General features: G+C 66.8%; 23 protein-coding genes. 17 read left to right on the top strand and 6 right to left on the bottom strand.

Going from position 1 to position 23,990, the window contains the following annotated elements:
- The first annotated feature begins 190 nt into the window (after nt 1-190).
- Entirely contained in the window at nt 191-1,201 is a 1,011-nt protein-coding gene (locus RT614_RS09670) for an aldo/keto reductase (protein WP_313621886.1), read from the top strand.
- A gap of 59 nt (nt 1,202-1,260) precedes the next feature.
- Here RT614_RS09670 and RT614_RS09665 read toward each other — a convergent pair whose 3' ends face one another.
- Nucleotides 1,261-1,833 (bottom strand): TetR/AcrR family transcriptional regulator, encoded by a 573-nt coding sequence (locus tag RT614_RS09665; RefSeq protein WP_313621885.1) that lies wholly within the window; start codon nt 1,831-1,833, stop codon nt 1,261-1,263.
- A 214-nt stretch (nt 1,834-2,047) separates the two neighbouring features.
- Here RT614_RS09665 and RT614_RS09660 point away from each other — a divergent pair, with 214 nt between their 5' ends.
- Genes RT614_RS09660 through RT614_RS09650 form a run of 3 tightly spaced genes read left to right on the top strand, consistent with a single transcriptional unit; the run spans nt 2,048 to nt 7,857 of the window.
- Entirely contained in the window at nt 2,048-3,226 is a 1,179-nt protein-coding gene (locus RT614_RS09660; RefSeq protein ID WP_409558442.1) for an efflux RND transporter periplasmic adaptor subunit, read from the top strand.
- Nucleotides 3,227-3,266: 40 nt separating this feature from the next.
- Entirely contained in the window at nt 3,267-6,416 is a 3,150-nt protein-coding gene (locus RT614_RS09655; protein ID WP_313621884.1) for an efflux RND transporter permease subunit, read from the top strand.
- Between the two features lie 4 nt (nt 6,417-6,420).
- Nucleotides 6,421-7,857: an efflux transporter outer membrane subunit gene (locus RT614_RS09650; RefSeq protein WP_313621883.1), complete on the top strand. Its 1,437-nt coding sequence runs from the start codon at nt 6,421-6,423 to the stop codon at nt 7,855-7,857.
- Nucleotides 7,858-7,876: 19 nt separating this feature from the next.
- On the opposite strand, the gene RT614_RS09645 is transcribed toward RT614_RS09650, so the two are convergent.
- Both RT614_RS09645 and RT614_RS09640 read right to left on the bottom strand, forming a co-directional pair.
- The gene (locus RT614_RS09645) at nt 7,877-9,217 is read right to left on the bottom strand and encodes an MFS transporter (protein WP_313621882.1); all 1,341 of its coding nucleotides are present in this window, start codon (nt 9,215-9,217) and stop codon (nt 7,877-7,879) included.
- A gap of 76 nt (nt 9,218-9,293) precedes the next feature.
- On the bottom strand, nt 9,294-10,955 hold the full coding sequence (locus tag RT614_RS09640; RefSeq protein ID WP_313621881.1) for a choline dehydrogenase: 1,662 nt from the start codon (nt 10,953-10,955) through the stop codon (nt 9,294-9,296).
- 133 nt (nt 10,956-11,088) lie between these two features.
- Between RT614_RS09640 and RT614_RS09635 the strand changes: the two genes are divergently transcribed.
- Entirely contained in the window at nt 11,089-11,943 is an 855-nt protein-coding gene (locus RT614_RS09635; RefSeq protein ID WP_313621880.1) for an IclR family transcriptional regulator, read from the top strand.
- Nucleotides 11,944-11,988: 45 nt separating this feature from the next.
- On the opposite strand, the gene RT614_RS09630 is transcribed toward RT614_RS09635, so the two are convergent.
- On the bottom strand, nt 11,989-12,417 hold the full coding sequence (locus RT614_RS09630) for a VOC family protein (protein ID WP_313621879.1): 429 nt from the start codon (nt 12,415-12,417) through the stop codon (nt 11,989-11,991).
- Between the two features lie 102 nt (nt 12,418-12,519).
- On the opposite strand from RT614_RS09630, the gene RT614_RS09625 reads away from it, so the two are divergent.
- The 11 genes from RT614_RS09625 to RT614_RS09575 all read left to right on the top strand — a co-directional run bounded on the left by RT614_RS09625 (nt 12,520) and on the right by RT614_RS09575 (nt 21,057).
- Complete coding sequence (locus RT614_RS09625) at nt 12,520-12,864, top strand: GFA family protein (protein WP_313621878.1); 345 nt, start codon at nt 12,520-12,522, stop codon at nt 12,862-12,864.
- Between the two features lie 104 nt (nt 12,865-12,968).
- A complete protein-coding gene (locus tag RT614_RS09620) occupies nt 12,969-13,376 on the top strand; it encodes a carboxymuconolactone decarboxylase family protein (RefSeq protein ID WP_313621877.1) in 408 nt (135 codons plus the stop codon).
- Between the two features lie 13 nt (nt 13,377-13,389).
- Complete coding sequence (locus RT614_RS09615; RefSeq protein ID WP_313621876.1) at nt 13,390-14,001, top strand: LON peptidase substrate-binding domain-containing protein; 612 nt, start codon at nt 13,390-13,392, stop codon at nt 13,999-14,001.
- A gap of 22 nt (nt 14,002-14,023) precedes the next feature.
- A complete protein-coding gene (locus RT614_RS09610) occupies nt 14,024-14,878 on the top strand; it encodes a hypothetical protein (protein WP_313621875.1) in 855 nt (284 codons plus the stop codon).
- Nucleotides 14,879-15,035: 157 nt separating this feature from the next.
- Nucleotides 15,036-15,716, top strand: a complete 681-nt coding sequence (locus RT614_RS09605) for an RraA family protein (RefSeq protein ID WP_313621874.1) — start codon at nt 15,036-15,038, stop codon at nt 15,714-15,716.
- A complete protein-coding gene (locus tag RT614_RS09600) occupies nt 15,713-16,915 on the top strand; it encodes an aminotransferase class I/II-fold pyridoxal phosphate-dependent enzyme (RefSeq protein WP_313621873.1) in 1,203 nt (400 codons plus the stop codon). Before RT614_RS09605 ends, RT614_RS09600 begins: the two co-directional genes overlap by 4 nt.
- A gap of 72 nt (nt 16,916-16,987) precedes the next feature.
- Nucleotides 16,988-17,809, top strand: a complete 822-nt coding sequence (locus tag RT614_RS09595; protein ID WP_313621872.1) for an ABC transporter substrate-binding protein — start codon at nt 16,988-16,990, stop codon at nt 17,807-17,809.
- A 124-nt stretch (nt 17,810-17,933) separates the two neighbouring features.
- On the top strand, nt 17,934-18,623 hold the full coding sequence (locus RT614_RS09590) for an amino acid ABC transporter permease (protein WP_008166108.1): 690 nt from the start codon (nt 17,934-17,936) through the stop codon (nt 18,621-18,623).
- A complete protein-coding gene (locus RT614_RS09585) occupies nt 18,616-19,305 on the top strand; it encodes an amino acid ABC transporter permease (RefSeq protein WP_313622050.1) in 690 nt (229 codons plus the stop codon). Before RT614_RS09590 ends, RT614_RS09585 begins: the two co-directional genes overlap by 8 nt.
- A gap of 11 nt (nt 19,306-19,316) precedes the next feature.
- Entirely contained in the window at nt 19,317-20,051 is a 735-nt protein-coding gene (locus RT614_RS09580) for an amino acid ABC transporter ATP-binding protein (RefSeq protein ID WP_313621871.1), read from the top strand.
- 40 nt (nt 20,052-20,091) lie between these two features.
- Nucleotides 20,092-21,057 (top strand): LysR family transcriptional regulator, encoded by a 966-nt coding sequence (locus RT614_RS09575; protein WP_409558441.1) that lies wholly within the window; start codon nt 20,092-20,094, stop codon nt 21,055-21,057.
- 57 nt (nt 21,058-21,114) lie between these two features.
- Here RT614_RS09575 and RT614_RS09570 read toward each other — a convergent pair whose 3' ends face one another.
- Complete coding sequence (locus tag RT614_RS09570) at nt 21,115-21,498, bottom strand: I78 family peptidase inhibitor (protein WP_313621870.1); 384 nt, start codon at nt 21,496-21,498, stop codon at nt 21,115-21,117.
- A gap of 61 nt (nt 21,499-21,559) precedes the next feature.
- A complete protein-coding gene (locus tag RT614_RS09565) occupies nt 21,560-22,474 on the bottom strand; it encodes a LysR family transcriptional regulator (protein ID WP_313621869.1) in 915 nt (304 codons plus the stop codon).
- Between the two features lie 123 nt (nt 22,475-22,597).
- Between RT614_RS09565 and RT614_RS09560 the strand changes: the two genes are divergently transcribed.
- Nucleotides 22,598-23,986: an SGNH/GDSL hydrolase family protein gene (locus tag RT614_RS09560; RefSeq protein ID WP_313621868.1), complete on the top strand. Its 1,389-nt coding sequence runs from the start codon at nt 22,598-22,600 to the stop codon at nt 23,984-23,986.
- Nucleotides 23,987-23,990 lie beyond the last annotated feature (4 nt).

Here is a 23,990-nt window from a genome sequence, read left to right as displayed (position 1 = left end):
AAACCGGGCATCGCCGCAACGATGAACGTCGTGCGCTCGGCTTTTGCGCGTGCCTGACCATTTGATGCCGCGGTTGGCCGCCGCGTTCCCGCCGGCAGGCCTGCGCCGGACACTTTGCGTCGCCGATCCGCCATGCCGCGTTTCCCAGGGGTAACATCCAGGGCTCATCGTTCGAACTGGAAATCACGCCATGAACTACCGCCGACTGGGAAACAGCAATCTCCGGGTATCGCCGCTATGCCTGGGCACCATGATGTTCGGAGAGCAGACGCCCGATGACGAGGCCGCGCGCATCGTCGCGTCCGCGCGCGACCACGGCGTCAATTTCATCGACACCGCCGACGTCTATAACCAAGGCCGGTCGGAGGAAGTCGTGGGCAAGCTGCTGAAAGGGCAGCGCCACGACTGGGTGCTGGCCAGCAAGATCGGCAACCCGGTAGGCAAGGGGCCGAACCTGGCGCATTACTCGCGCCAATGGCTCATGCGCGGCGTGGAGCAGAGCCTGTCGCGCCTGGGGACGGATTTCATGGACATCCTGTACCTGCACCGCGACTATCACGAAGAGAATCTTGAGGAAGCGCTGTGGGCGCTGGGCGACCTGATCCGCGCGGGCAAGCTGCGCAGTTTCGGGCTGTCCAATTTCCGCGGCTGGCGCATCGCCGAAGTGATGCGCCTGTGCGAAAAGCTGGGCGTGCCGCAGCCGGTCGTATGCCAGCCGTACTACAACATGCTGAATCGGGGGCCGGAAGTCGAGATCCTGCCTGCGTGCAAGCATTACGGCCTGGGCGTGGTGCCGTACAGCCCCATCGCGCGCGGCGTGTTGACGGGCAAATACCTGCCGGGCCAGGCGCCGGCGGCGGATACGCGCGCCGGCCGCGGCGACAGCCGCATCCTGGCCACCGAGTTCCGCGAGGAATCCCTGCAGATCGCACAGAAACTGGTGCAGCACAGCGCCGCGCGCGGCGTGCTGCCGGGCCATTTCGCCACCGCCTGGGTGCTGGCCAACCCCGTGGTCACTGCTGTCATCGCCGGCCCGCGCACGCTGGCGCAGATGGACGATTACTATGCCGCGCTGGACGTGACGATCACACCCGAGGACGAAGCCGTGGTGAACGACTGGGTCACGCCGGGCCACGCGTCGGCCCATGGCTACAACGATCCGAACTATCCGTTCTATGGCCGCCCGGTGACGGCCGCCTGAAACGTGGTTGCCGCGCGCCGCGTCGATCCGTGGCGCGCCGGCTTCGGCGCAGGGACGCGCTAGTCCCTCGCGCCGGCAGGGTCGGCCGAGATGCCGTGCAGCATCATCTGTTCGGCCACCTGCGCAATGCCCATCCGGGCGATGCGTCCGCGGCGCTCGGCGTCCACCATGCTGGTGATGACGGCGATCAGCAGTTCACTTAGCGCGGCCGCCGTGATGTCCACGCGAAAGACGCCTTCGCGCTGCCCCCGCAGGAAAAACGCGTCCAGCGTTTCCTGGTAGCCCGACCAGCTATTCATGATGTCCGGTTCCAGCTCGGTGTCGGGCTTCCAGTTGTAGATCAGGAAGGCCGTCAGTTCCTTGTGCGCCAGATGCTGTTCGATCAGGCTGCGCAGCGCCGTGCGCGGAGGCGCGGTGTCCAGGTGCGAGTCCGCCAGCGCCTGCTTCATGACCTGCGCGCAATGCGTCATCAGACGCAGCACCAGCTGGTCCCGTGTTTTACAGAAGCGATACAGCGTCGCCTTGCTGACGCCAACGGCCTTGGCCAGTTCCTGCAAGGTTGCCCGCGGCTGGTCCACCATTGCCAATGCCAGCGCAACCAATAGCCGCTCGTGCCCCGCATCTTCGGACATCGCCTCCTCCCTGTCATGTTCTGTGGCTTTCCAGGCCGCCATTGGATCATGCGAGATTCACTTTGTACAAACTTTCGCCGATTTTTCAAGTAAAGACTTGTTAATCGGCAAAAATAGTCTTCATTGGACTAAATGAATCATTATTGATTCAAATTGCTCTTTCGGGTAGCATCAGCGTCTCTTTCAATTCAAGACGCCGCGGGCGGGGGTAGTAATGATGTTGAGTAAAGCAAGGTGGATGCCCCTGGCGGTGTTGGCGAGCGCGATATTGCTGGCGGGCTGCGGCCCGTCCGGCGACGCGGCGCCGCAAGCAGCCGGCCCGCGGCCGGTCCAGGCAGTGGTCGTCCAGCCGCAGCGATTTGTGCTGTCGAACGAATTGCCCGGGCGCGTGGAACCCATGCGCGTGGCCGAGGTGCGCGCTCGCGTGGCGGGCATCGTGCTCAGCCGCGATTTCGAGGAAGGCGCCGACGTGAAGGCGGGCGACGTGCTGTTCCGCATCGACCCGGCGCCGTTCAAGACGGCGTTGTCGCGGGCGCAGGGCGAACTGGCCAAGGCAGACGCGGCTGTGTCCGACGCCCAGGCGGTCGTGCGGCGTTACGCGCCCCTGGTCAAGATCGAAGCCGTCAGCCAGCAGGATTTCGACACCGCGAACACCACGCTCAAGAGCGCCCAGGCTGCGCGCCGCTCGGCCCAGGCCGACGTCGAGACCGCCCAGCTGAACCTGGATTACGCCACCGTCAAGGCGCCAATATCGGGCCGCATCGGGCGCGCCCAGGTGACCGAAGGCGCGCTCGTGGGCCAGAACGAAGCCACGGTGATGGCCAAGATCCAGCAGCTCGACCCGGTATATGTGGACTTCAACCAGCCTGTCGGCGACATGCTGCGCATGCGCGCGGCCATGCAGGACGGCAGACTGGGGGCGGACGAGGGCGGGCGTATTTCCATCACCATCGACGGCACCGACCAGCGTCGCGACGGTCGCCTGCTGTTCTCGGATATCGCCGTGGACCGCAGCACGGGCCAGGTGGCCCTGCGCGGCGAATTCGCCAATCCGGACGTCCTGCTGCTGCCCGGCATGTATGTGCGGGTGCGCACGGACGAGGGCGTGGATGCGGAAGCCATTCTGGTGCCCCAGCGCGCCGTGACGCGCAGCACCGATGGCAAGCCGCAGGTGCTGGTGGTGGGCGCTGACGACGTCGTGGAAAGCCGCGCCGTGCAGACCGGCACGATGCGTGGCGGCGACTGGCACATCACCGAGGGGCTGGCGGCGGGCGACCGCGTCATCGTCGGCGGCGTGAGCGCGGCGGTGCCTGGCCAGAAGGTCAGCGTGACGCCCGTGGACCAGGCGAAGCTGGCGTCCGCCCGCGATGCCGCCGCACCTGCAACGAATTGATCGGCCCTTGATGCACCAAGCGCCTGTCCGAGGTTAGACCATGTCCAAGTTTTTCATTGGCCGCCCCAATTTCGCGTGGGTGGTGGCCATCTTCATTTCGCTCGCCGGCCTTTTGGCGATTCCGTCGCTGCCGGTGTCGCAGTTTCCGGTGGTCGCGCCGCCGCAGGTGACGATCGCCGCCACCTATCCGGGGGCGTCCGCGACCGTGCTCGTCGATTCGGTGACCAGCGTCATCGAAGAGGAGCTGAACGGCGCGAAGAACATGCTGTACTACGAGTCGTCCAGCAGTTCCAGCGGCAGCGCGGAAATCACGGTCACGTTCCAGCCGGGCACCGATCCCGACCTGGCGCAGGTGGACGTGCAGAACCGCATCAAGAAGGCCGAGGCGCGCCTGCCCACGGCCGTGACGCAGCAAGGCCTGCAAGTGGAGCAGGCCAGCTCCAACTTCCTGATGATCTACGCCCTGACCTACAAGGGCGAAGACGCGCACAAGGACGTGGTCGGCCTGTCCGACTACGCCGCCCGCCACATCAACAACGAGATCCGCCGGGTCAACGGCGTGGGCAAGGTGCAGTTCTTCGGCGCCGAAGCCGCGATGCGCGTCTGGATCGATCCGCAGAAGCTGCTGGGGCTGGGCCTGTCGGTGGCCGACGTCAACGCGGCCATCGCCGCGCAGAACGTGCAGGTGCCGGCCGGCAGCTTCGGCAGCCGCCCCGGATCCCCCGAACAGGAACTGACCGCGACGCTGGCCGTGAAGGGCACGCTGGACGACCCGGCTGAATTCGGCCGGATCGTGCTGCGCGCCAATGCGGACGGCTCGTCGGTGCGCCTGGCCGACGTGGCGCGGCTGGAAGTGGGCCGCCAGAGCTATGACTTCGAAACGCGCCTGAATGGCAAGAAGTCGGTGGGTGCGGCGGTGCAGCTTGCGCCGGGCGCCAACGCCATCGACACGGTCAAGGCCGTCAAGGCGCGGCTGCAGGAGCTGTCGGCCGCGTTCCCCGAAGACGTGGCGTACTCGGTGCCGTTCGACACCTCCAAGTTCGTCAGCGTGGCCATCACGAAGGTGGTGCACACGCTGCTGGAAGCCATGGTGCTGGTCTTCCTGGTGATGTTCCTGTTCCTGCAGAACTTCCGCTACACGCTGATTCCCACCATCGTGGTGCCGGTGTGCCTGTTGGGCACCTTCGCCGTCATGTCGGTGCTGGGCTTCTCGGTGAACATGATGACGATGTTCGGCATGGTGCTGGCGATCGGCATCCTGGTGGACGACGCCATCGTGGTGGTCGAGAACGTCGAGCGCATCATGGCCGAAGAAGGGCTGTCGCCGCGCGAGGCCACGGTCAAGGCCATGGAACAGGTGTCGGGCGCCATCGTCGGCATCACGCTGGTGTTGTCGGCGGTGTTCCTGCCGCTGGCGTTCATGAGCGGTTCGGTGGGCGTGATCTACCAGCAGTTCTCGCTGTCGCTGGCGGTATCGATCCTGTTCTCGGGTTTCCTGGCGCTGACGTTCACGCCGGCGCTGTGCGCCACCTTCCTCAAGCCGATTCCCAAGGGCCACCACGAGGAAAAGCGCGGCTTCTTCGGCGCCTTCAACCGCTACTTCAACCGCCTGACCGGCCGCTTCGAGGCCCTGAACTCGCGTCTGGTGCGGCGCACGGGCCGCTACATGGTCATCTACGTGGCCATCGTCGCGGTGCTGGCCGTGCTGTACGTGCGCGTGCCGGAATCCTTCGTGCCGCCGGAAGACCAGGGTTACGTCATCGTCGACGTGCAACTGCCGCCGGGCGCGACGCACCTGCGCACGGACAAGGTCGTGGCCGACGTCGAGCAGCATCTGCTGTCGCTGGACGCCATGGGCGACGCCTTTACCGTGATGGGCTTCAGCTTTTCCGGCACCGGCCAGAACGCAGGCATTGCGTTCCCGACGCTCAAGGATTGGTCCGATCGCGGCAAGGGCGAATCGGCCGCCGACGTGGCCGACAGCGTGAACGCGCGTTTCGCGGCGATCGACGACGGCGCCATCATGGCCGTCAACCCGCCGCCCATCGACGGGCTGGGCAACTCGGGCGGTTTCGCGCTGCGCCTGCAAGACCGTGGCGGCGTGGGCCGCGCGGCGCTGACCCAAGCGCGCGACCAGTTGCTGGGCCAGGCCAACGGATCGCCCGTGATCGCCTACGCCATGATGGAAGGCCTGGCCGATGCGCCGCAACTGCGGCTGGACATCGACCGCGAGAAGGCCGAGGCGCTGGGCGTGGGTTTCGACGTGATCAGCACGGCGATCTCGTCGGCCTACGGGTCGGCCACGGTCAACGATTTCGCCAACGCCGGACGCCTGCAGCGCGTGGTGGTGCAGGCCGACGTGCGCGACCGCATGACGCCGGAGAGCATCCTGCAGTTGAACGTGCCGAACAAGTCGGGCGGCATGGTTCCGCTGAGCGCGTTCGTGAAGACGGACTGGGAGAACGGCCCCGTGCAGATCTCGCGCTACAACGGCTATCCCTCGTTCAAGATCGCCGGCGACGCGATGCCTGGCCACAGCACCGGCGAGGCGATGGCGGAGATCGAGCGGATCGTGGCGGGCCTGCCGGACGGCATCGGCTACGAGTGGACCGGCCTGTCGTACCAGGAGAAGTTCGCCGGGTCGCAGGCGCCCATGCTGTTCGCGCTGGCCTTCCTGGTGGTGTTCCTGCTGATGGTCGCGCTGTACGAAAGCTGGGCGATTCCGGCGTCCGTCATGCTGATCGTGCCGATCGGCGCGCTGGGTTCGGTGCTGGCAGTGACGCTGCTGGGCATGTCCAACGACGTGTATTTCAAGGTGGGCCTCATCACGATCATCGGCCTGGCGGCCAAGAACGCCATCCTGATCGTGGAGTTCGCCAAGAGCCTGCGCGAGCAGGGCCATACGCTGGCCGACGCGGCCATCCAGGCGGCCAAGCTGCGCTTCCGCCCCATCGTCATGACGTCGCTGGCGTTCATCCTGGGCGTGGTGCCGCTGGCGCTGGCCACGGGCGCGGGGGCGGCCAGCCAGCGCGCGCTGGGCGTGGGCGTGATCGGCGGCATGCTGACCGCCACGCTGCTTGGCGTGATTTTCGTGCCGGTGTTTTTCGTGTGGGTGCTGTCGCTGGTGCAGCGCGCGCGGGGCAAGTCTTCGTCCGCGGCGGCTGCCGCGCCGAGCACGGCCCAGGAGTGATTCGATGATGCAGACGTTCTTTCCCTTGCGCGTATCCGCGCTGATCCTGACCGCGGCGCTGGCCGGATGCTCGCTGGCGCCCGTCTATGAACGGCCCGCTTCGCCGGTGGGCAACCAGTGGAGCCAGGCGCAGACGGCCGCCCAGCCGTCCTCGGCGGCGACGCTGGACTGGAAGTCCTTCGTGACCGACGACGGCCTGCGCAAGCTGGTGGAACTGGCGCTGGCGAACAACCGCGACCTGCGCCAGTCGCTGCTGAACATCGAAGCCGCCCGCGCGCAGTACCGGATCCAGCGCGCGGATCAGCTGCCCGGCATCAATGCGCAGGGCACGGGAACGCGCCAGCGTGTTCCCGGAGACCTGAACAGCACCGGCACGTCCGGTGTGCAGAGCACCTATCAGGCGGGCATCGGCCTTACCGCGTTCGAGATCGACCTGTTCGGCCGGGTGCGCAGCCTGTCGGACGCCGCGCTGCAGGAATACCTGGCGACCGAGGCGACGGCGCATGGCGCGCAGATCAGCCTGGTGGCGGAAGTGATCCAGGCCTATCTGGCGCGCGACAGCGCCCAGCGGCGCCTGGACGTCACGCGCCAGACGCTCGCCAGCCGCGAAGCGTCGCTGGAACTGATCGTCAAGCGCCGGCAGGCGGGGACGGCCACGGCGCTGGACTATCAGGAGGCCCTGGGACTGACGGAACAGTCGCGCGCGGAGCTGGAACGCATGGACCGCGAAGTCCGCCAGGCAGGCAACGCGCTGGGCCTGCTGGTGGGCATCAGCGACCTGTCGCCATATCTGCCGCCGCGCACGATCGACGCGCCCATGCTGGTGCAGGAGCTGGCGGCGGGCGTGCCGTCCGAACTGCTGGAGAACCGGCCGGACATCCTGGCGGCCGAGCGCGAGCTTCAGTCGCGCAACGCCAGCATCGGCGCCGCCAGGGCTGCGTTCTTCCCAAGCATTTCGCTGACCGGCCTGTTCGGCAGTTCCAGCGCCGACCTGTCCGGCCTGTTCGATGCGGGCCAGCGGGCCTGGTCGTTCACGCCGCAGATCACGCTGCCGATCTTTGCCGGCGGGCGCAACGTGGCGAACCTGGACCTGGCGACCGTGCGCAAGGATATTGCGGTGGCGCAGTACGAAAAGACGATCCAGACGGCCTTCAAGGAAGTGTCGGACGCCCTGGCGGCCACCGACACGCTGCGCCGCGAAGAGGCCTCGCGGCGCGCGCTGGCGCAGTCCAGCCAGGAAGCCATGCGCCTGTCCGAGGCGCGCTACCGCGGCGGCGTCGACAGCCACCTGCGCTACCTGGATGCGCAGCGCAGCGCCTACACCGACCAGATCGCCTACATCGATGTCAGCGCCCAGCGCCAGGCCGCGCTGGCGACCCTGTTCAAGGCGCTGGGCGGCGGCTGGCGCGTGGCGGAGCCGCCGCAGGCGGCGCTGGACTGACGCGCCGCTTCGTCTCCGCCTAGGCCTTGCGCAGCCCGGCGGGCGGCATGGCCGGCTGGGCCGCGCCGTCCAGTTCGGCCGGCTGCCGGCCGCGTCCGATCAGCCACGCGCACAGGGCCGACACCACGCCCGCGAACATCACGTACAGGCAGATCAGCCAAGGCTCGCCGCCGCCCGTCTTGAGCAGGGCGGTGGCGATGATCGGCGTGATGCCTGACGCGAAGATGCCGGAGAACTGGTAGACGAACGAAATGCCGGTGTAGCGAACCTTGGCGTCGAACAGCTCGCAGAACAGCGCAGCCTCGGGGCCGTACACCGCGGCGTAGAGGATGCCGAACGGAACGATGATGGCGAGCCAGATCAGCATCACGTTGCCGCCGCTGTTCATCATCAGCCAGAAGCCCGGGAAGGATGCGGCGGCGGTGATCAACGATCCCCAGAAGTAGACGCGCGTGCGGCCGATGCGGTCGGACAGGCGGCCGAAGAAGGGGATGAAGAAGCACATCACCAGCGCCGCGGCCATCACCCCGATCAGCGCCTCGGTGCGCGTGATCTTCACCGACTGCGTCAGGAACGAGATCGAGAACACGCCGAACACGTTGAAGAACACGCCGTCGATGTAGCGCGCGCCCATGCCCTTGACGACGTTGCCGGGATAGCGCCGGATCATGTCCATGAAGGGGATGCGGCTTTCGGCGTTCTGCGCCTTGACCGCCGTGAACTCCGGCGTTTCCTTGATGTTCAGCCGGATGTACATGCCCACGGCGACCATCACGGCCGATATCAGGAACGCGATGCGCCAGCCCCAGGACATGAACTGTTCGTCGGTCAGCAGCACGGACAGCAACGCCACCGTGCCGGAGGCCAGGCACAATCCGATCGCCAGGCCAACCTGCGGCAGCGATGCGTAGAAGCCCTTTTTCTCCGGTGGCGCGTACTCATACGCCATGAGCACCGCGCCGCCCCATTCGCCGCCCAGGCCGATGCCCTGGAACACGCGCAGCAACAGAAGCAGTATGGGCGCCCAGATGCCGATGGTCTCGTAGGTGGGCACCAGGCCGATCAGGAAGGTCGCCACGCCCATGATCATCAGCGTCATCACCAGCATGCTCTTGCGGCCGATCCGGTCGCCGAAGTGGCCGAAGATCAGCCCGCCCAGCGGCCGGGTGACGAAGCCGACGGCGAAGGTCGTATAGGCCAGCATGGTCGAAACCAGCGGATCGCCGGCCGGGAAGTACAGCTTGTTGAACACGATGCCCGCGACGACGCCATACAGGAAAAAGTCGTACCACTCGATGGTGGCGCCGATGAGCGAAGCGGTGACGACTTTTCGCACCGCGGCTTCGTTTTGCTTGGCCATGTCTAGTCTCCTTTGGTGGGTCGGCCGGGCAATCTGCGTTGCCGCGAGCCGGATCTATCTGCGATATGCGACGGGTCTATCCGGGATCGGTCATCTCCATCCTGGCCGGCGTGCGCACGGTCTGCGCGCGCGCCTGCCTGATGTCCTGCAACATGAAATCGGCCGCCCGCTCGGCCAGCATCACCACGGGGGCATTCGTGTTGCCAGACACGAGCGTGGGCATGATCGAGCAATCCACCACCCGCAGGCCGGACACGCCATGCACCCGCAGGCGCTCGTCCACGACGGCCATGGGGTCGCTGCGCGGTCCCATCTTGGCGGTGCCCGACGGGTGAAAGATCGTGGCGCCGTATTCCCGGCAGAAGTGCAGGATCTCGTCGTCGGTGCGCACGTCGGCGCCGGGCCGGAACTCACGCTTCATCAGGCCGGCCAGCGGTTCCGTGGCCGCGACCCGGCGCGCGTACTTCACGGCCGCCACGGCCATGTGGCGGTCCAGGTCGGTGGACAGGTAGTTCGGCAGCATGGAAGGCGGCTCGAACGGGTCGGCGCTGCGCAGGCGCACCCGCCCGCGCGAACTCGGGCGCAGCTGGCAGACCGAATAGGTGCAGCCCGAGAATGGATGCACCTTGCCGCCCGCCATGTCGGCCGACAACGTCGCGAAATGGAACTGGGTGTCGGGCGTGGCGCTTTCCGGGTCCACCCGGCAGAACAGTCCGCCCTGATTGATGCCCACGGCCAGCGGGCCGCTGCGCAGCAGCAGCCATTGCAGTCCCATGCGCATGCGCCCGGTCAGCGTGCGCAACTGGTCGTTGGTGGTGATGGGGCGGGTGGTCTCGTAGATCAGCCGGATCTGCAGGTGGTCCTGCAGGTTCTCGCCCACGCCCGGCAGGTCGCGCACGACGCCGATGCCGAATTCGCGCAAGAGGCTGGCCGGGCCTACGCCGGACAATTGCAGGAGCTGCGGCGACTGCAGGGCGCCCGCGCACAGCACGACCTCGCGCCGCGCGCGCAGCGTGCGGACCTGGCCGTCGCGCCGGTAGCGCACGCCGCAGGCGCGGCTGCCTTCGAACAGCACGGCCATGGCGTGCGCGTCCGTCTCGATGCGCAGGTTCGGCCGGTCCTGCGCGGGGCGCAGATAGGCCACGGCCGTGGAGCAGCGGCGCCCGTTGCGGGTCGTGAGCTGGTAATACCCCACGCCTTCCTGGTCGCCGGTGTTGAAGTCCTGCAGGTGCGGCACGCCCAGCTTGCCGGCGGCCGCGATCAGGGCTTCCACGAGGGGATGCGGCGTCTTGATGGACGTGGCGTTGAGCGGCCCTTGGGTGCCGCGGGTAGGGCCGGGCCCCAGGTCGTTGTTTTCCAGCTTGCGGAAGTAGGGCAGGCAGTCGTCCCAGCCCCAGCCCGGGTTGCCGGCATCCCGCCAGGCGTCGTAGTCGTCGCGCTGGCCGCGGATGTAGATCAGGCCGTTGATGGAACTGGAGCCGCCCAGCGTGCGTCCGCGCGGCCAGTAGATCCGGCGGTCCAGCATGTTGGGGTCGGGATCCGTGTAGTAGCCCCAGTTCACCACCTTGTGGAACATCGTCTTGCCGTAGCCGATCGGGATGTGGATCCAGGGATAGCTGTCCTTGGGACCGGCTTCCAGCAGGCAGACGGAGTGCGCGCCATCCGCACTCAACCGGTTCGCCATCACGCATCCGGCCGAGCCGGCGCCCACCACGATGTAATCGACGGTATCGGACATTTCCGCGCGGTCTCCCTTATATTTGTCGGGCAGGCGCCGGTGGCCGTTTCTTCATGCGGACCAGGCCAGCATCTGGAGCGATTCTAGGAAGCGCGCGCGCAGAACAAAGCACAACACGCGCAGGGGCGGACAAATGGAACAGAACATGCAGCTTCAGTTTCAAAATCGCAGTGCAGCATCGGCCCATGACCTTGACGAAGGGCCGGATGCGCAGGGCCAGCAGCAGGAGGCCGCGCGTTCGCTGCGGGCGCTGCTGGTGCTGGATCACCTGGCGCGGGCCCAGCATCCGCCCACGCTGGCGCAGTTGGCGCAGCGGCTCGACATGCCGAAAACGACGCTGATGCGCCTGCTGGCGGCGATGCAGCGCGCCGGTTTCGTGGCGGCCACGCCGACGGAGAACGGCTTTGTGCCCGGACCGCAGGCCACGTCGCTGGCCCTGGCCACCTTGCGCGCCTGCGCCTTCACGCGCGCGTGCCGCGCGGTGCTGACCAAGCTGGTGGGCACGCTGGGCGAGACCTGCAACCTGACCGCGCCGGATGGCGACCGGGTGGTCTATATGGAACGCGTGGAAACCTCGGAGCCGCTACGGCTGTTCTTCGCGGTGGGCAGTCACGTGCCCATGCATTGCACCGCCAGCGGCAAACTGTTCCTGGCGTCGATGAACCGGCTGGAACGCAGCCGGGTCCTGGCGCGCCTGCCGCTCACGCGCAATACGCCGCGCACGCTGACCGATCCGGCCAAGCTCGAGGCGGAACTCGACCGCCTGGCCGCGCGCGGCATTGGCATCGACAACGAGGAGTTCGTGCGCGGCATGAGCGCCGTGGCGGTCCCGGTGCGCGACGGCGAGGACCGGGTCGTGGCGGCCGTGGCGTGCCATGCGCCGACAGCCCGGGTGATGCTGGACGACCTGCTGCGGGCGGTGCCTGTGCTGCAAGGCGCCGCGCAATCGCTGCACGAGGTGCTGGCGGCGCACCGGCCGGGCGGTTGAAGCGCGGGCCATTGCCGACCAGGCCTTGAACGCGCGAGACATCTCCTATTGGTGCATGCGTCCCCCGCTGACCATCCAGCGGGTGCCGTAGCGGTCGATCAGCGTGCCGTAGGATTCGGCCCAGAATGTCTTCTGCATGGGCAGGGTCACGCTGCCGCCTTCGGCCAGATGTTCAAAGACGCGGTGCGCGTCCGACACGGTGGGGTAGGCCAAGGACAGCGCCACGCCCTGTTTGCCGGCGTAGGGGTGGCCGGTGGTGGCGTCGCTGGCCATCAGCGTCTGTTCGTCCAGGGGCAGCCGGGCGTACATGACGCGCCCGGCGTCTTCGTCGGACAACGCGGGCAGCGCGGCGTCCGCGGGCGCATCGGCGTAGCGCACCAGCGCGTCCACCCGGCCGCCCAGCACGCGTTCGTAGAAGCGCATGGCGTCTGCGCAATCGCCGTCGAAACTCAGGTAAGCGGATAACTGGGGCATGTTGCCTCTGTGCGGGATGGCGCCCGGATCGACCGCATGGCCAAGGCGGGCGGCGCGGGCCTATGATTGGAGTCTGATCCGGTAAACGCCAGGAGCCAGACCATGCAAAAAGGAAGCTGCCACTGCGGGCAGATCGCATTCGAAGTCGACGGCGACGTGTCGCAGGTATTGGAATGCAACTGCTCGCACTGTAGCCGCAAGGGCTATCTGCTGTGGTTCGTGCCCCGCGCCAATCTGCGCATCACGACCCCGACGCACGGCATGTCCACCTACAAGTTCAACAAGCACGTGATCTCCCACCATTTCTGCGCCAACTGCGGCTGCGCGCCGTTTGGCTTTGGCGTGGGAGCCAAGGGCGAGGAAACCGCGGCCGTGAACGTGCGCTGCCTGGAAAACCTGGACCTGAACGCCCTGACTCGCATTCCGTACGACGGCCGCAACGCCTGAGAGGTGGACGCGCCTGGGGGCGGGATGCGCCCCATGATAGGTCAACCGCCGCTATCCGGGAATGACGCCCGGGTAACGTGTTTTTATCACCAAGGAGCAGGACAATGAGTACGGTAAGGCTGCTGACCGACGACGAAATCCGGGGCAACGCCGAGGCCTGGGAGGTGTTCCAGGACATCCGGGCCACGCGCAAGTCGGACTTCGTCAACAACTTCTGGCGCGCGCTGGCCAACGACCCGCCGCGGATGCGCAGCGTCTGGCAGCAACTGAAGCAGGTCATGATGGCCGACGGCGAATTGCCGCCGCTGGTCCGAGAGATGATCTACATCGCCGTGTCCACGGCCAATGGATGCTCGTATTGCGTGCATTCCCACACCGCGTCGGCCCGCGCCAAGGGCATGACCGACGGCCAGCACGCCGAACTGCTGGCCGTGATCGCCATGGCGTCGCAGACGAACGCGCTGGCGACGGCGCTGCAAGTGCCGGTGGACGAGGCCTTCCTCGTGAAATGAACAGGAGGCGGCCATGTCGCAGATTCCTTTGTTCCCGTTATCGAATGCGCTGTTTCCCGCCGGCGTGGTCCACCTGCGGATATTCGAGGTGCGTTACCTGGACATGATCCGCCGCAGCATCGCGGAAGGAACCGAATTCGGCATCGTCGGCCTTCTGGCGGGCAGCGAGGTGCGTTCGCCGGAAGGCCAGGAAACGTTGTCGCCCGTGGGCACCATGGCCCGTGTCGACGCCTGGGAGGCGCCCATGCCCGCGCTGCTGGAAATTCGCTGCACGGGCACCACCCGATTCCGGCTGCTTTCCTGCGAGGTGGCAAAATACGGCCTTTGGATCGGCGAGGCCGAACCCATCGCCGACGACCCGCCCGCGCCCGTGCCGGCAGCCATGCAGGCCAGCGCCGACGCGCTGGGCCGCCTGGTGGCCCAATGGCAGCAAGACGGCGTGCCGCCTGAAAGAATGCCGCTGGCGCCGCCATTCAGGCTGGACGACTGTGGTTGGGTGGCAAATCGCTGGTGCGAGCTGCTGCCGCTGCCGCCGGACGACAAGGCGACGCTGCTGGCGCTGACCGATCCCGTTGCCCGCCTGGCGTCGATCCAGGACGTGCTGCGCGGCCAGGGGCTGGCGTAGGGGCCCGACTTTTTTGGACACCATGGATATCAGGATAGACGAAGGCCTGCGTGCCTATATTGACCCTCTGACCGAAGACGAGCACGCCGCGCTGGAGCGCAGCCTGCTGGCCGAAGGATGCCGCGACGCCCTGGTGCTGTGGGGCGACCTGCTGGTGGACGGGCACAACCGCCATGCGCTCTGCGTCAAGCACAACATTCCTTTCCAGACCATCCAGAACCCGCATTTCAAGTCCATCGAGGACGTGCATCTGTGGATGATCGAAAACCACCTGGGCCGGCGCAGCGTGTCGGACTTCCAGCGCGGGGTCCTTGCCTTGCGCAAGAAGGAAATCCTGCTGTCGCGGACGCCCCCCGATGACGATTCGCCGCCCTGGGACGAAGACGCGCCCGCCGCCGAAGGCGCCGCGCCGCGCGAACCTGTCGTCAACTCGACCTGGAAGCCCGCCGTTCCCAGCCGGCAGGCGCTTGCGCGCGCCGCGCGGATCAGCAGCAACACCCTGAACCAGATCGAGAAAATCCAGAAGGCCGCGGCGCCGGAACTGGTGCGCGCGGTGAAAGAAGGCGCCATTTCGATCAACGCGGCGGCGGCGGTGTCGTCGCTGCCCGCCGAACGACAGGCGGCGGCCGTGGCCGGGGGCAAAAAGGAACTGCAGCAGGCCGCCCGCGAAGTGCGCCAGGCCAAGGCGCCGCCGCCCCGCGAGACGCTGCCCGAGGTACCGATCGAAAACCTCCAGGATCTGCCCGCGGAAATCACGCGGCTGCGCCAATTGCTGGCCAAGCTGACGGACGAGCGCGACCAGCTGAAGAAGAAGGTCATGCACCTGACGGTGGCGCTGTCCGAGGCGCGCAGCGCGAATGGCGGCGGCGATGACTGAAGGCGGATGTACGAATAAGGGATAACCCTTACGACGTGTTATCTACGAAAAAAATTCGTGGATAGATGGGAATTTATATCGTTTTGAGGAAAGGTGCGTGCGGCTTTGTAATGCATGTTCGCTTAATCGCTACATGCATTCACACCTGACTTTCCTTATGAATCCCATCGGATATCGCATACTTTCCCGGCCCGAGCAGGCCGTCGCCGCCGACGTGCTGGCGGGCTTCGCCAGCATCGGCACGGCCCAGATCAGCGACTGCATGAATCGCCTGTACGGCGTGTCGGGCCTGCGCCCGCTGCACGCCGGCACGCGCCGCACGGTCGGCCTGGCGCTTACCGTCAAGACCCGTCCGGGCGATAACCTGATGATCCACAAGGCGATTTCGCTGGGCGGCGCGGGCGACGTGATCGTCGTCGACGGCGCGGGCGACACCAGCAACGCGCTGGTCGGTGAGTTGATGATGATGGACGCGCAGTCGCGCGGCATCGAAGGCTTCGTGATCGACGGCGCCGTGCGCGACCTGGACGTCTTTGCCCAGGGCGAGTTCGGCTGCTTCGCGCGGGCCGTGTCGCACAAGGGTCCGTACAAAGACGGCCCCGGCGAGATCAACGTGCCCGTGTCCGTGGGCGGCCAGGTGGTCAACCCGGGCGACGTGGTGGTGGGCGACGCCGATGGCGTGGTCGTGATCCCGGCCGAACACGCCGCCGCCGTGCTGGCGCTGGCGCTGAAGAAAGAAGCCGACGAAGCCGTGGCCAAGGAAAAACTGCGCGCGGGCACGTACACCAAGCCGTGGCTGGAAAAGACCCTTGCCGAAAAGACGGGGGCCGCCATATGAGCATCGTCGCCGAACGCATCAAGCGCATCAAGCTGTCGCCCAGCGTGGCCGCGCGCGCGATCATCGCCGAACTGCGCGAGCAGGGCCGTCGCATCATCGACCTGACGATCGGCGAGCCGGATTTCTCCACGCCTGAACATATCCGACTGGCGGCCACCGCCGCCATGAACCGCGGCGAAACCAAGTATCCGCCCGCCCAGGGCACGGTGGCCTTGCGCAAGGCCGCCAGCGCGCATCTGCTGGAAGCGACCGGTGTCGAATACCCGGCCTCGCGCATCATCGTCAGCACGGGCGCCAAGCAGGTGATCTTCAACGGCCTGGCCGCCACGCTGAACGACGGCGACGAAGTGCTGATCCCGGCGCCGTTCTGGGTGTCGTATCCGGACATGGTGCTGGTCAACGGCGGCGTGCCGGTGGCGGTGGAAACGTCTCCGGGCACGGGTTACAAGGTGACGCCCGAGGCCCTGGAACGCGCCATCACGCCCCGCACCAAGTGGCTGATGATGAACGCGCCCAGCAACCCCACGGGCTCGGTCTACACCGCCGACGAACTGCGCGGCCTGGCCGAGGTGCTCAAGCGCCATCCGCACGTCTGGCTGATGACCGACGACATCTACGCGCGCCTGAACTTCACGGGCGAGGCGACGGTGCATCCGCTGCAGGTGGCCCCCGAGCTGGCCGCGCGCACGCTGGTGGTCAACGGCGTGTCCAAGGCCTACGCCATGACGGGCTGGCGCATCGGCTATGGCGCGGGTCCCGACGAACTGATCAAGGCCATGGCCATCCTGCAGTCCCAAAGCACGTCGGGTGCGTCGTCCGTCAGCCAGGCCGCGGCGCTGGAAGCGCTGACCGGTCCGCAGGACTGCGTGGTCGAGTTCGCCAAGGTGTTCCGCGAACGCCGCGACCTGGCGATCGCCGAATTGTCCGGCGCGCCGGGCCTGGACATCGTCGTCCCGCAGGGCGCGTTCTACGTGTTCCCGGATTGCTCGGGTCTGCTGGGCAAGAAGACGCCGTTCGGCGACGTGATCGCCACGGACACCGACCTGACGCACTACCTGCTGCGCGAAGCCGGCGTGGCCGTCATCGACGGCCATGCGTACGGCGCGCCGGGCACGTTCCGCCTGTCGTTCGCGGCATCGCTGGACGATATCCGGCAGGGATGTTCCGCCATCCGCGAAGCCTGCGCCAAGCTGGCCTGAGGCCGGGGTCGGTCGCTCCGCGCAGCGCAGTTTCAAGCCTGTTCATCACACAACCATTCAAGGGGAATCAACATGAAGCGCCACACTCTCTTTGCCGCCTGCCTGGGCCTGGCCTCGCTGGCCCTGGGCGGCGCCGCCCATGCCGATCAGCTGGACGACATCAAGGCGCGCGGCGAGCTGGTCTGCGGCACGCTGGGCACTTCGCAGCCGTTCAGCTTCCAGGACGGCGCGACGCGCCAACTGGTGGGCTACGACGTCGACGTCTGCAAGCTGGTCGCCGACAAGCTGGGCGTGAAGGTCAACTACAAGCTGCTGTCGGTGGCGGCGCGCGTGCCGGAACTGAACGAAGGGCGCGTGGACATCCTGGCCGCCAACCTGGGCTATTCGCCCGACCGCGCCCAGCAGATCTCCTTCAGCCATGCGTACTACGTCAGCCCGCAAAAGCTGATGGTGCGCAAGGACTCGGGCCTGGACACCATCGAAGCCCTGAACGGCCGCCGCGTGGGCGCAACGAAGGGTTCCAGCTCGGAACGCGAGATCAAGCGCATCCTCGACAAGTCGCAGGTCATCGGCTATGGCGACAGCTCGGCCACCTATCTGGCCCTGCAGCAAAAGAAGGTGGACGCGCAGTTCGCATCTGAGCTGGTGCTGGTGCGCCTGGTGCTGCAAAGCCCGCCGACGGCGCCGGTCAGCGTCATCGCCAAGGCCGTGTTCGACGAGCCCTGGGGCCTGGGCGTGCGCAAGTCCGAGCCGCGTTTCCTGGAAACGGTGAACCAGGCGCTGGACGAAGCCGAGGCCTCGGGCGCGGCCGCCAAGCTGTTCGACAAGTGGTTTGGTCCGGAAACGCCGTACAAGCTGGAGCGCGGCTTCAAGATCGGCCCGATCGCCGGCTGAGGGCGCGGACCACGGCGCTGTTTTCCGTTTGATCCCGTCACGGCTTCCCGCGTCTCGCAAGACGGCGCGCCGGAAGCCGTGACGCTTGGCGTTGACAGCGCGCTAGCAGGAGATTGATTGATTTATGAGCTTACTTGACGCTTCCCAATACCAGCTGCTGCTCAGCGGCATGGCGGTCACCGTGCAGCTGTTCCTGGTCGCATGGGTAATGGCGTTCTCCATCGCGGTGACGCTGGTGGTCGTGCGCGCCACCAATCTTGCGCCATGCCGCTGGCTGGTCGACGCCTACGTGGAATACCACCGCAACGTGCCGCTGCTGGTGCAGGTGCTGTTCTGGTACTTCGGCATGCCCGAACTGCTGCCGGAAGGGTTCCGCATGTGGCTGTACGCGCACAACGCCGAGATGTCGCTGGCCGCGATCGCGCTGGCGCTGGGGTCGGCCGCCTATATCGCCGAAGACATCCGCAGCGGCCTGAGGGCCATTCCGGGCACGCAGTTCGAAGCGGCCCGGGCGCTGGGCGCCAGCTATCTGCAGTGCATGCGCTTCGTGATCGTGCCGCAGGCGGTGCGCATTTCCATTCCGCCGCTGGTCGGCCGCGCGCTGCTGCTGTTCAAGAACACCAGCGTGGCCATGGCCATCGGCGTGATGGAACTGACCTACCAGGCGCGTGAAATCGAAAACGAGACCTACCGCACCTTCGCCACCTTCGGCGCCGCGACGATCATGTACCTGCTGGGATCGTTCCTGATCATGGCCTTCGGATCGCGCATCTACGCCCGTTATCGTCTGAATCGCGGAGGCCATGGTGCTTGATCTCCTGTTGCAATACTGGCCCACGCTGCTCGTCGGCCAATACCCGAACGGCCCGCTGGGCGGACTGGCGCTGACGCTGATCCTCGCCGCCTGCGGCCTGGCGATGTCCCTGCCGCTGGCGCTGCTGATCGCGCTGGCGCGCGTCAGCCCGTACGGCTGGCTGCGCACGGCCAGCAAGGCGCTGGTCAACGTCGTGCGCGGCATGCCGCTGCTGATGCTGATCTTCTGGGCGTACTTCGTGGTGCCCAAGCTGACCGGCCAGGTCGTCAGCGGCTTCTGGACGCTGATCTTCGCGCTGGTGGTCTATGAAAGCGCCTATCTGTCGGAGGTGATCCGCTCGGGCATCGAGGCAGTGCCGCGCGGGCAGATCGAGGCGTCGCGATCGCTGGGCGTGGGCTACTGGACCACGATGCGCAAGGTGGTGCTGCCGCAGGCGCTGTTCAACGTGCTGCCCAGCATGACCAGCCAATTCGTCTCCACCATCAAGGAAACCTCGCTGGGCTATGTCATCAGCGTGAACGAACTGACCTTCGCGGCCAACCAGGTCAACAACCTGGTGCTGACCCAGCCGCTGCAGGTGTTCGGCATCCTGGCCATCATCTACTTCGTGGTGTGCTTCAGCCTGAGCCGCGGCTTGAGCTGGCTGGACCTGCGTATCCGCCGCTCGCGCGCCATGGCTTAACGGAACAAAACATGATCAAACTCGAGAAAGTGAACAAGTGGTACGGCGAGCATCATGTGCTCAAGGACGTCGACCTGTCGGTGGCGCGCGGCGAAGTGCTGGTGGTGTGCGGCCCGTCGGGGTCCGGCAAGTCCACCATGATCCGCACGATCAACCGGCTGGAGCCCATCGAAAAGGGCCGCATCCTGATCGACGGCGCCGATATCTATGAGAAGGGCGCCAACCTGAACGCGCTGCGCCAGAAGATCGGCTTCGTGTTCCAGCAGTTCAACCTGTTCCCCCACATGAACGTGCTGGAGAACGTGATCTTCGCGCCCGTGAACATCCGCAAGCAGCCGCGCAAGCAGGCGGTGGAACTGGCGCGCGGACTGCTCGACCGGGTGGGGCTGGCGCACAAGATCGACGCCTATCCGGGTTCGCTGTCGGGCGGCCAGCAGCAGCGCGTGGCGATCGCGCGCGCGCTGGCGCTGCAACCGCCCGTGATGCTGTTCGACGAGCCGACCAGCGCGCTGGATCCCGAAATGGTGGGCGAGGTGCTGCAGGTGATGAAGGGTCTGGCCAAGGACGGCATGACGATGGTGTGCGTGACCCACGAAATGGGCTTCGCGCGCGACGTGTGCGACCGCGTCGTCTTCATGGACGCGGGCGAGATCCTGGAAATGGATACGCCGGAGCGCTTCTTCAGCGCGCCCGCCCATCCGCGCGCGCAGCGCTTCCTGGCCGACATCCTGCATCCGCGCGGCTGAGCCGGGGGCCGGCGGCCGCGATGTTAACGTGAGGGTTTCCATGCGATTCGCGTCGACCGCAGCGATGTACACCCTCAAGCAGCTAGAGGCCTTTTACTGGAGTTCCGAACTGGGCAGCTTCAGCGCGTCTTCGCGCAAGCTGCACACCACCCAATCGGCCGTGGCCAAGCGGGTGGGGGAACTCGAGGCCTTCGCCGGTTCCCCCCTGTTTGAACGGCGGGCCAAGAAACTCCTGTTGACGCCGCAGGGCCGCAAGCTGTTCGAGCTGGCCAGCCAGATGCTGGAACTGAACAGCCGTATCGTGCAGAACATGGCCGATCCCGCCAGTTTCGAAGGCGTGGTGCGGCTGGGCGTGACGGAACTGGTGGGCATGACGTGGCTGGCGGGGCTGATCAAGCGGATCAGCCAGCGCTATCCGCGCGTGCAACTGATGCCCGAGATCGACGGCGGCATCACGCTCTACGAACGGCTGGAACAGGACGAGCTGGACCTGGCCATCATGCCGGGGCCGTTCTGGGGGTACCAGTACGATTGCACGCACCTGGGCGCCGTCACCAATGTCTGGATGGCCAGTCCGGCGCTGGACATCGACTTTGCGGCCAGCCTGACGCCGCAGGACCTGGCGCCGTATCCGGTGATTTCCCAACCCACGAACTCGGCGCTGTCGCATCTGTACGACGCCTGGTTCGCGGAACAGGGGATGCCGGTCAAGCGGGTGCTGACCTGCAACAGCCTGGGGATGATGGCGCAGCTGACCATGCTTGGCCTGGGCATCAGCTATCTGCCGGGCGCCTATTTCGCGCCGCTGGTGGCGCGCGGGGCGCTATGCCAGCTGAACGTGCAGCCGGACCTGCCCACCATCAATTACTACGCGGTGCATAAGAAGAACATCGTTAATCCGGTGGTGTCCCGGGTGATCGACATTGCGCGCGAAGAATGCGCGTTCGAGGTGGCGGGGGCGTTCCTGCCTCATGTGCCCCCCGCGGCCCGGTCGCCCGAGCCATAGCCGCGGTCCAGTCCGTCGGACCGGGACCGCGCGCGTCGCAGAAAAGGGGCAGCCGCGTCAGCCGCAGCGGATGGCCGTCATCACGTCCTTGTCGTCCACGATGAGGTTGAGGCGGGTGTTGTTGTATTCCATGGTGACCACTTGGCCCGGACGCAGCATGCGGGCAGTGGCGCTGCCGCTGCGCGAGCGCAGATCTTCCATGACCGAGGGAGTGGCTTTCTGGCCAAGCTGCGATTGCAGCGGGCCGGCATCGCAAGTCTTGCCGGTGCTGGCGCCCGGCATGGCCGATGACGATCCGTAGGACGAACCGGAACTGCTGCTCGAGGAGGAGGACGCGCTCGAGGAGCTGGAGGCCGGCGCACTGGACGTGCGCGAACCACCGGTATTGGCGCACGCGGCCAGGCTGGCAACCAGCAGGAAGGGGATCAGCTTGCGGATCATGTAGGACTCCTTGCAACGAGCGGACAAAAAGCCATGATAGACCAGCGGCGAGACGCTGTGCTCAAGGCGCGGAGGGCGCGTGCATGCCCGGCAGGTCGGCCAGCCGTTCGGCCAGGAACTGGATGAGCAGCCGCGCCCGTAGCGGCTGGTAGCGGCGCGACGGATAGACCAGGAAGGCTTCCTGCGGCGACGCGTTCCATGCGGGCAGGACACGCTGTAGTTCGCCGCTGGCAAGCAGGTCTTCGACCAGCCAATCCGGACACAGGCCGATGCCCGCACCCATGACCAGCGCTTCGCGGATGGCCAGGGCGTTGTTCACCCGGTAGCGGCCCTGGGTGCGGACAACGGCGCTGGCGGACTCGCGCCGAAGTTCCAGGGTGTCGCCTGCCGCCGACCAGGCGAACCGGACGTAATCGTGGGCGGCCAGGTCATCGGGCGCTTCGGGTTGGCCGCGCGCTTCCAGATAGGCGGGCGCGGCCACAAGGCAGCGCGGCGATATGGCCGCCTTGCGGGCTACGGCATTCGGCGGCAGATTGCCGCCCAGCCGCAAGGCCACGTCCACGCCTTCCTCCACCAGGTCGACATACCTGTCGTTCAGGATGAGTTCGATCTGGATGCCTGGATGGGTGTTCAGGAACTGCAGGATCAGGGCGTTCAACCGGAACTGTCCCAGCGCGACCGGCGCGTTCACGCGCAACAGGCCGGACGGCGTCTCGGTGTGGCCGCGCGCGTCGGAGACGGCTTCGGCGTATTCCTCCAGCACACGCGTGGCGCGTTCGTAGAACCGTCTGCCTTGTTCAGTGGGCACGACGCGGGTCGTGCTGCGTTCCAGCAGGCGCACGTTCATCTCTCGTTCCAGCGCCGCCACGGTCTTGCTCAGCGCCGGCTGGCTCAGCCCCTGTTCACGTGCGGCGGCGGACAAGGTGCCCAGCTCGACGGCCCGGACGAAAGCCTGCATGGCGCGCATGGTGTCCATCTTGGTCATTCCTTTTTGGAAGAAGCGGTATGCAGTTTACGGGGCTACCCGGCGTTTCTGGAAGAACCTATCTTGACCGGAGCGTAGTCGGCCGCGTTGGCCGGCGTCTTCCAAAGGAATGCCATGAAACGCTTTGCCCATGCCCGTTTTCCGAATGTGTTCGCAACGCTCGCCGGAGGCTTGTCGGTTCTTGCGGCCGGTGCGGCGGTAGCCGCAGCGCCGGCTGTCGCAGCATCGGCTGCCGCAGCACCGGCTGTCGGCTCATCCGCCAGCGGCCCCTTTGGCGTAATCGGCGAACCCGGCTCCGTCGAGGCCAGCCCCGCCTGGACCGCCGCCGAGCCGGCCAACGCGTGGGCCGCCACCTGGACGGCCAGTCCGCAACCGCTGTGGGACGCGTCGTTCGTTTTGCCCACGGGGATGCCCGATTCGCTGCGCAACCAGACGGTGCGGGAAACGGCCAGGATCAGCGTCGGCGGCAAGCGGTTGCGCGTGGTGCTGTCCAACCGCTACGGCGTCGAGCCCCTGGTGATCGGCGCGGTGCATGTGGCGCGGGCGAGTTTCGAAAAAGCGCCTTCGCCGTCGTCGGACCGCGCCTTGCGCTTTGGCGGCCAGCCCGGCGTGACGATCGCACCGGGCGCGCAGGCCGTCAGCGATCCCGTGGACCTGCCCGTGCCGGCATTGGGCGAACTGGTGGTCAGCACCTATTTCCCGCAGGTCACGCCGGTGACGACGTTCCATTGGGGCGCGCAGCAGACGGCCTTGATTGCGGAAGGCGACGCCACCGGCCAGCGCGAATTGCCGGGAGCCCGCCGATTGGACGGCCGCGCCTTCCTGGCCGGGATCTGGGTGGAAGGGCCGCCAAGGGCGCCCGTCGTCGCGGCCTTCGGGGATTCTTTGACCGACGGCAACGGCTCGACGCCCGGCGCCAACCGCCGCTGGCCTGATGTGCTGGCGACCCGGTTGGCGCCGCAGGGGATCGGCGTGGTGAACGCGGGGATTTCGGGCGCGCGTGTGTGGGGCGACAAGATGGGGCAGAACGCCATGGCGCGCTTCGAGGCCGATGTCCTGTCGCAGCCGGGCGTGCGCACGGTGGTGATCGCGATCGGCATCAACGACATCGGCTGGCCGGACAGCGGCTTCGCGCCGCACGATGCGCCCATGACGGCGGCCAAGCTGACTGAAGGCTACCGTCAACTGGCGCAGGCGGCCAGGTTGCGCGGCCTGCGGGTCGTGGGCGCGACGCTGCCGCCCTTCGAAGGCTCGTTGCACGGAACGCCGCTGGCCGGCCATTACAACCCGGCCAAGAATGCGCTGCGCCTTGAGGTGAACCACTGGATCCGGGACAGCGGCGTGTTCGATGCAGTGGCGGATTTCGACGTCGCGCTGCGCGATCCGTCTCATCCTGCCCGTATGCTGCCCGTCTACGATTCGGGTGATCACCTGCATCCGGGCGACGCCGGCTATCAGGCGATGGCGCAGGCGCTGGACGATGCGACGTTGTTCGGGCGCTAGGCGC

It is taken from the genome of Achromobacter sp. (assembly GCF_032102605.1).
In the GTDB taxonomy this organism is placed as follows: Bacteria; Pseudomonadota; Gammaproteobacteria; order Burkholderiales; family Burkholderiaceae_B; genus Achromobacter.
The sequence above is the reverse complement of the archived record's forward strand: the minus strand, read 5'-3'. Positions and strand labels throughout refer to the sequence as shown.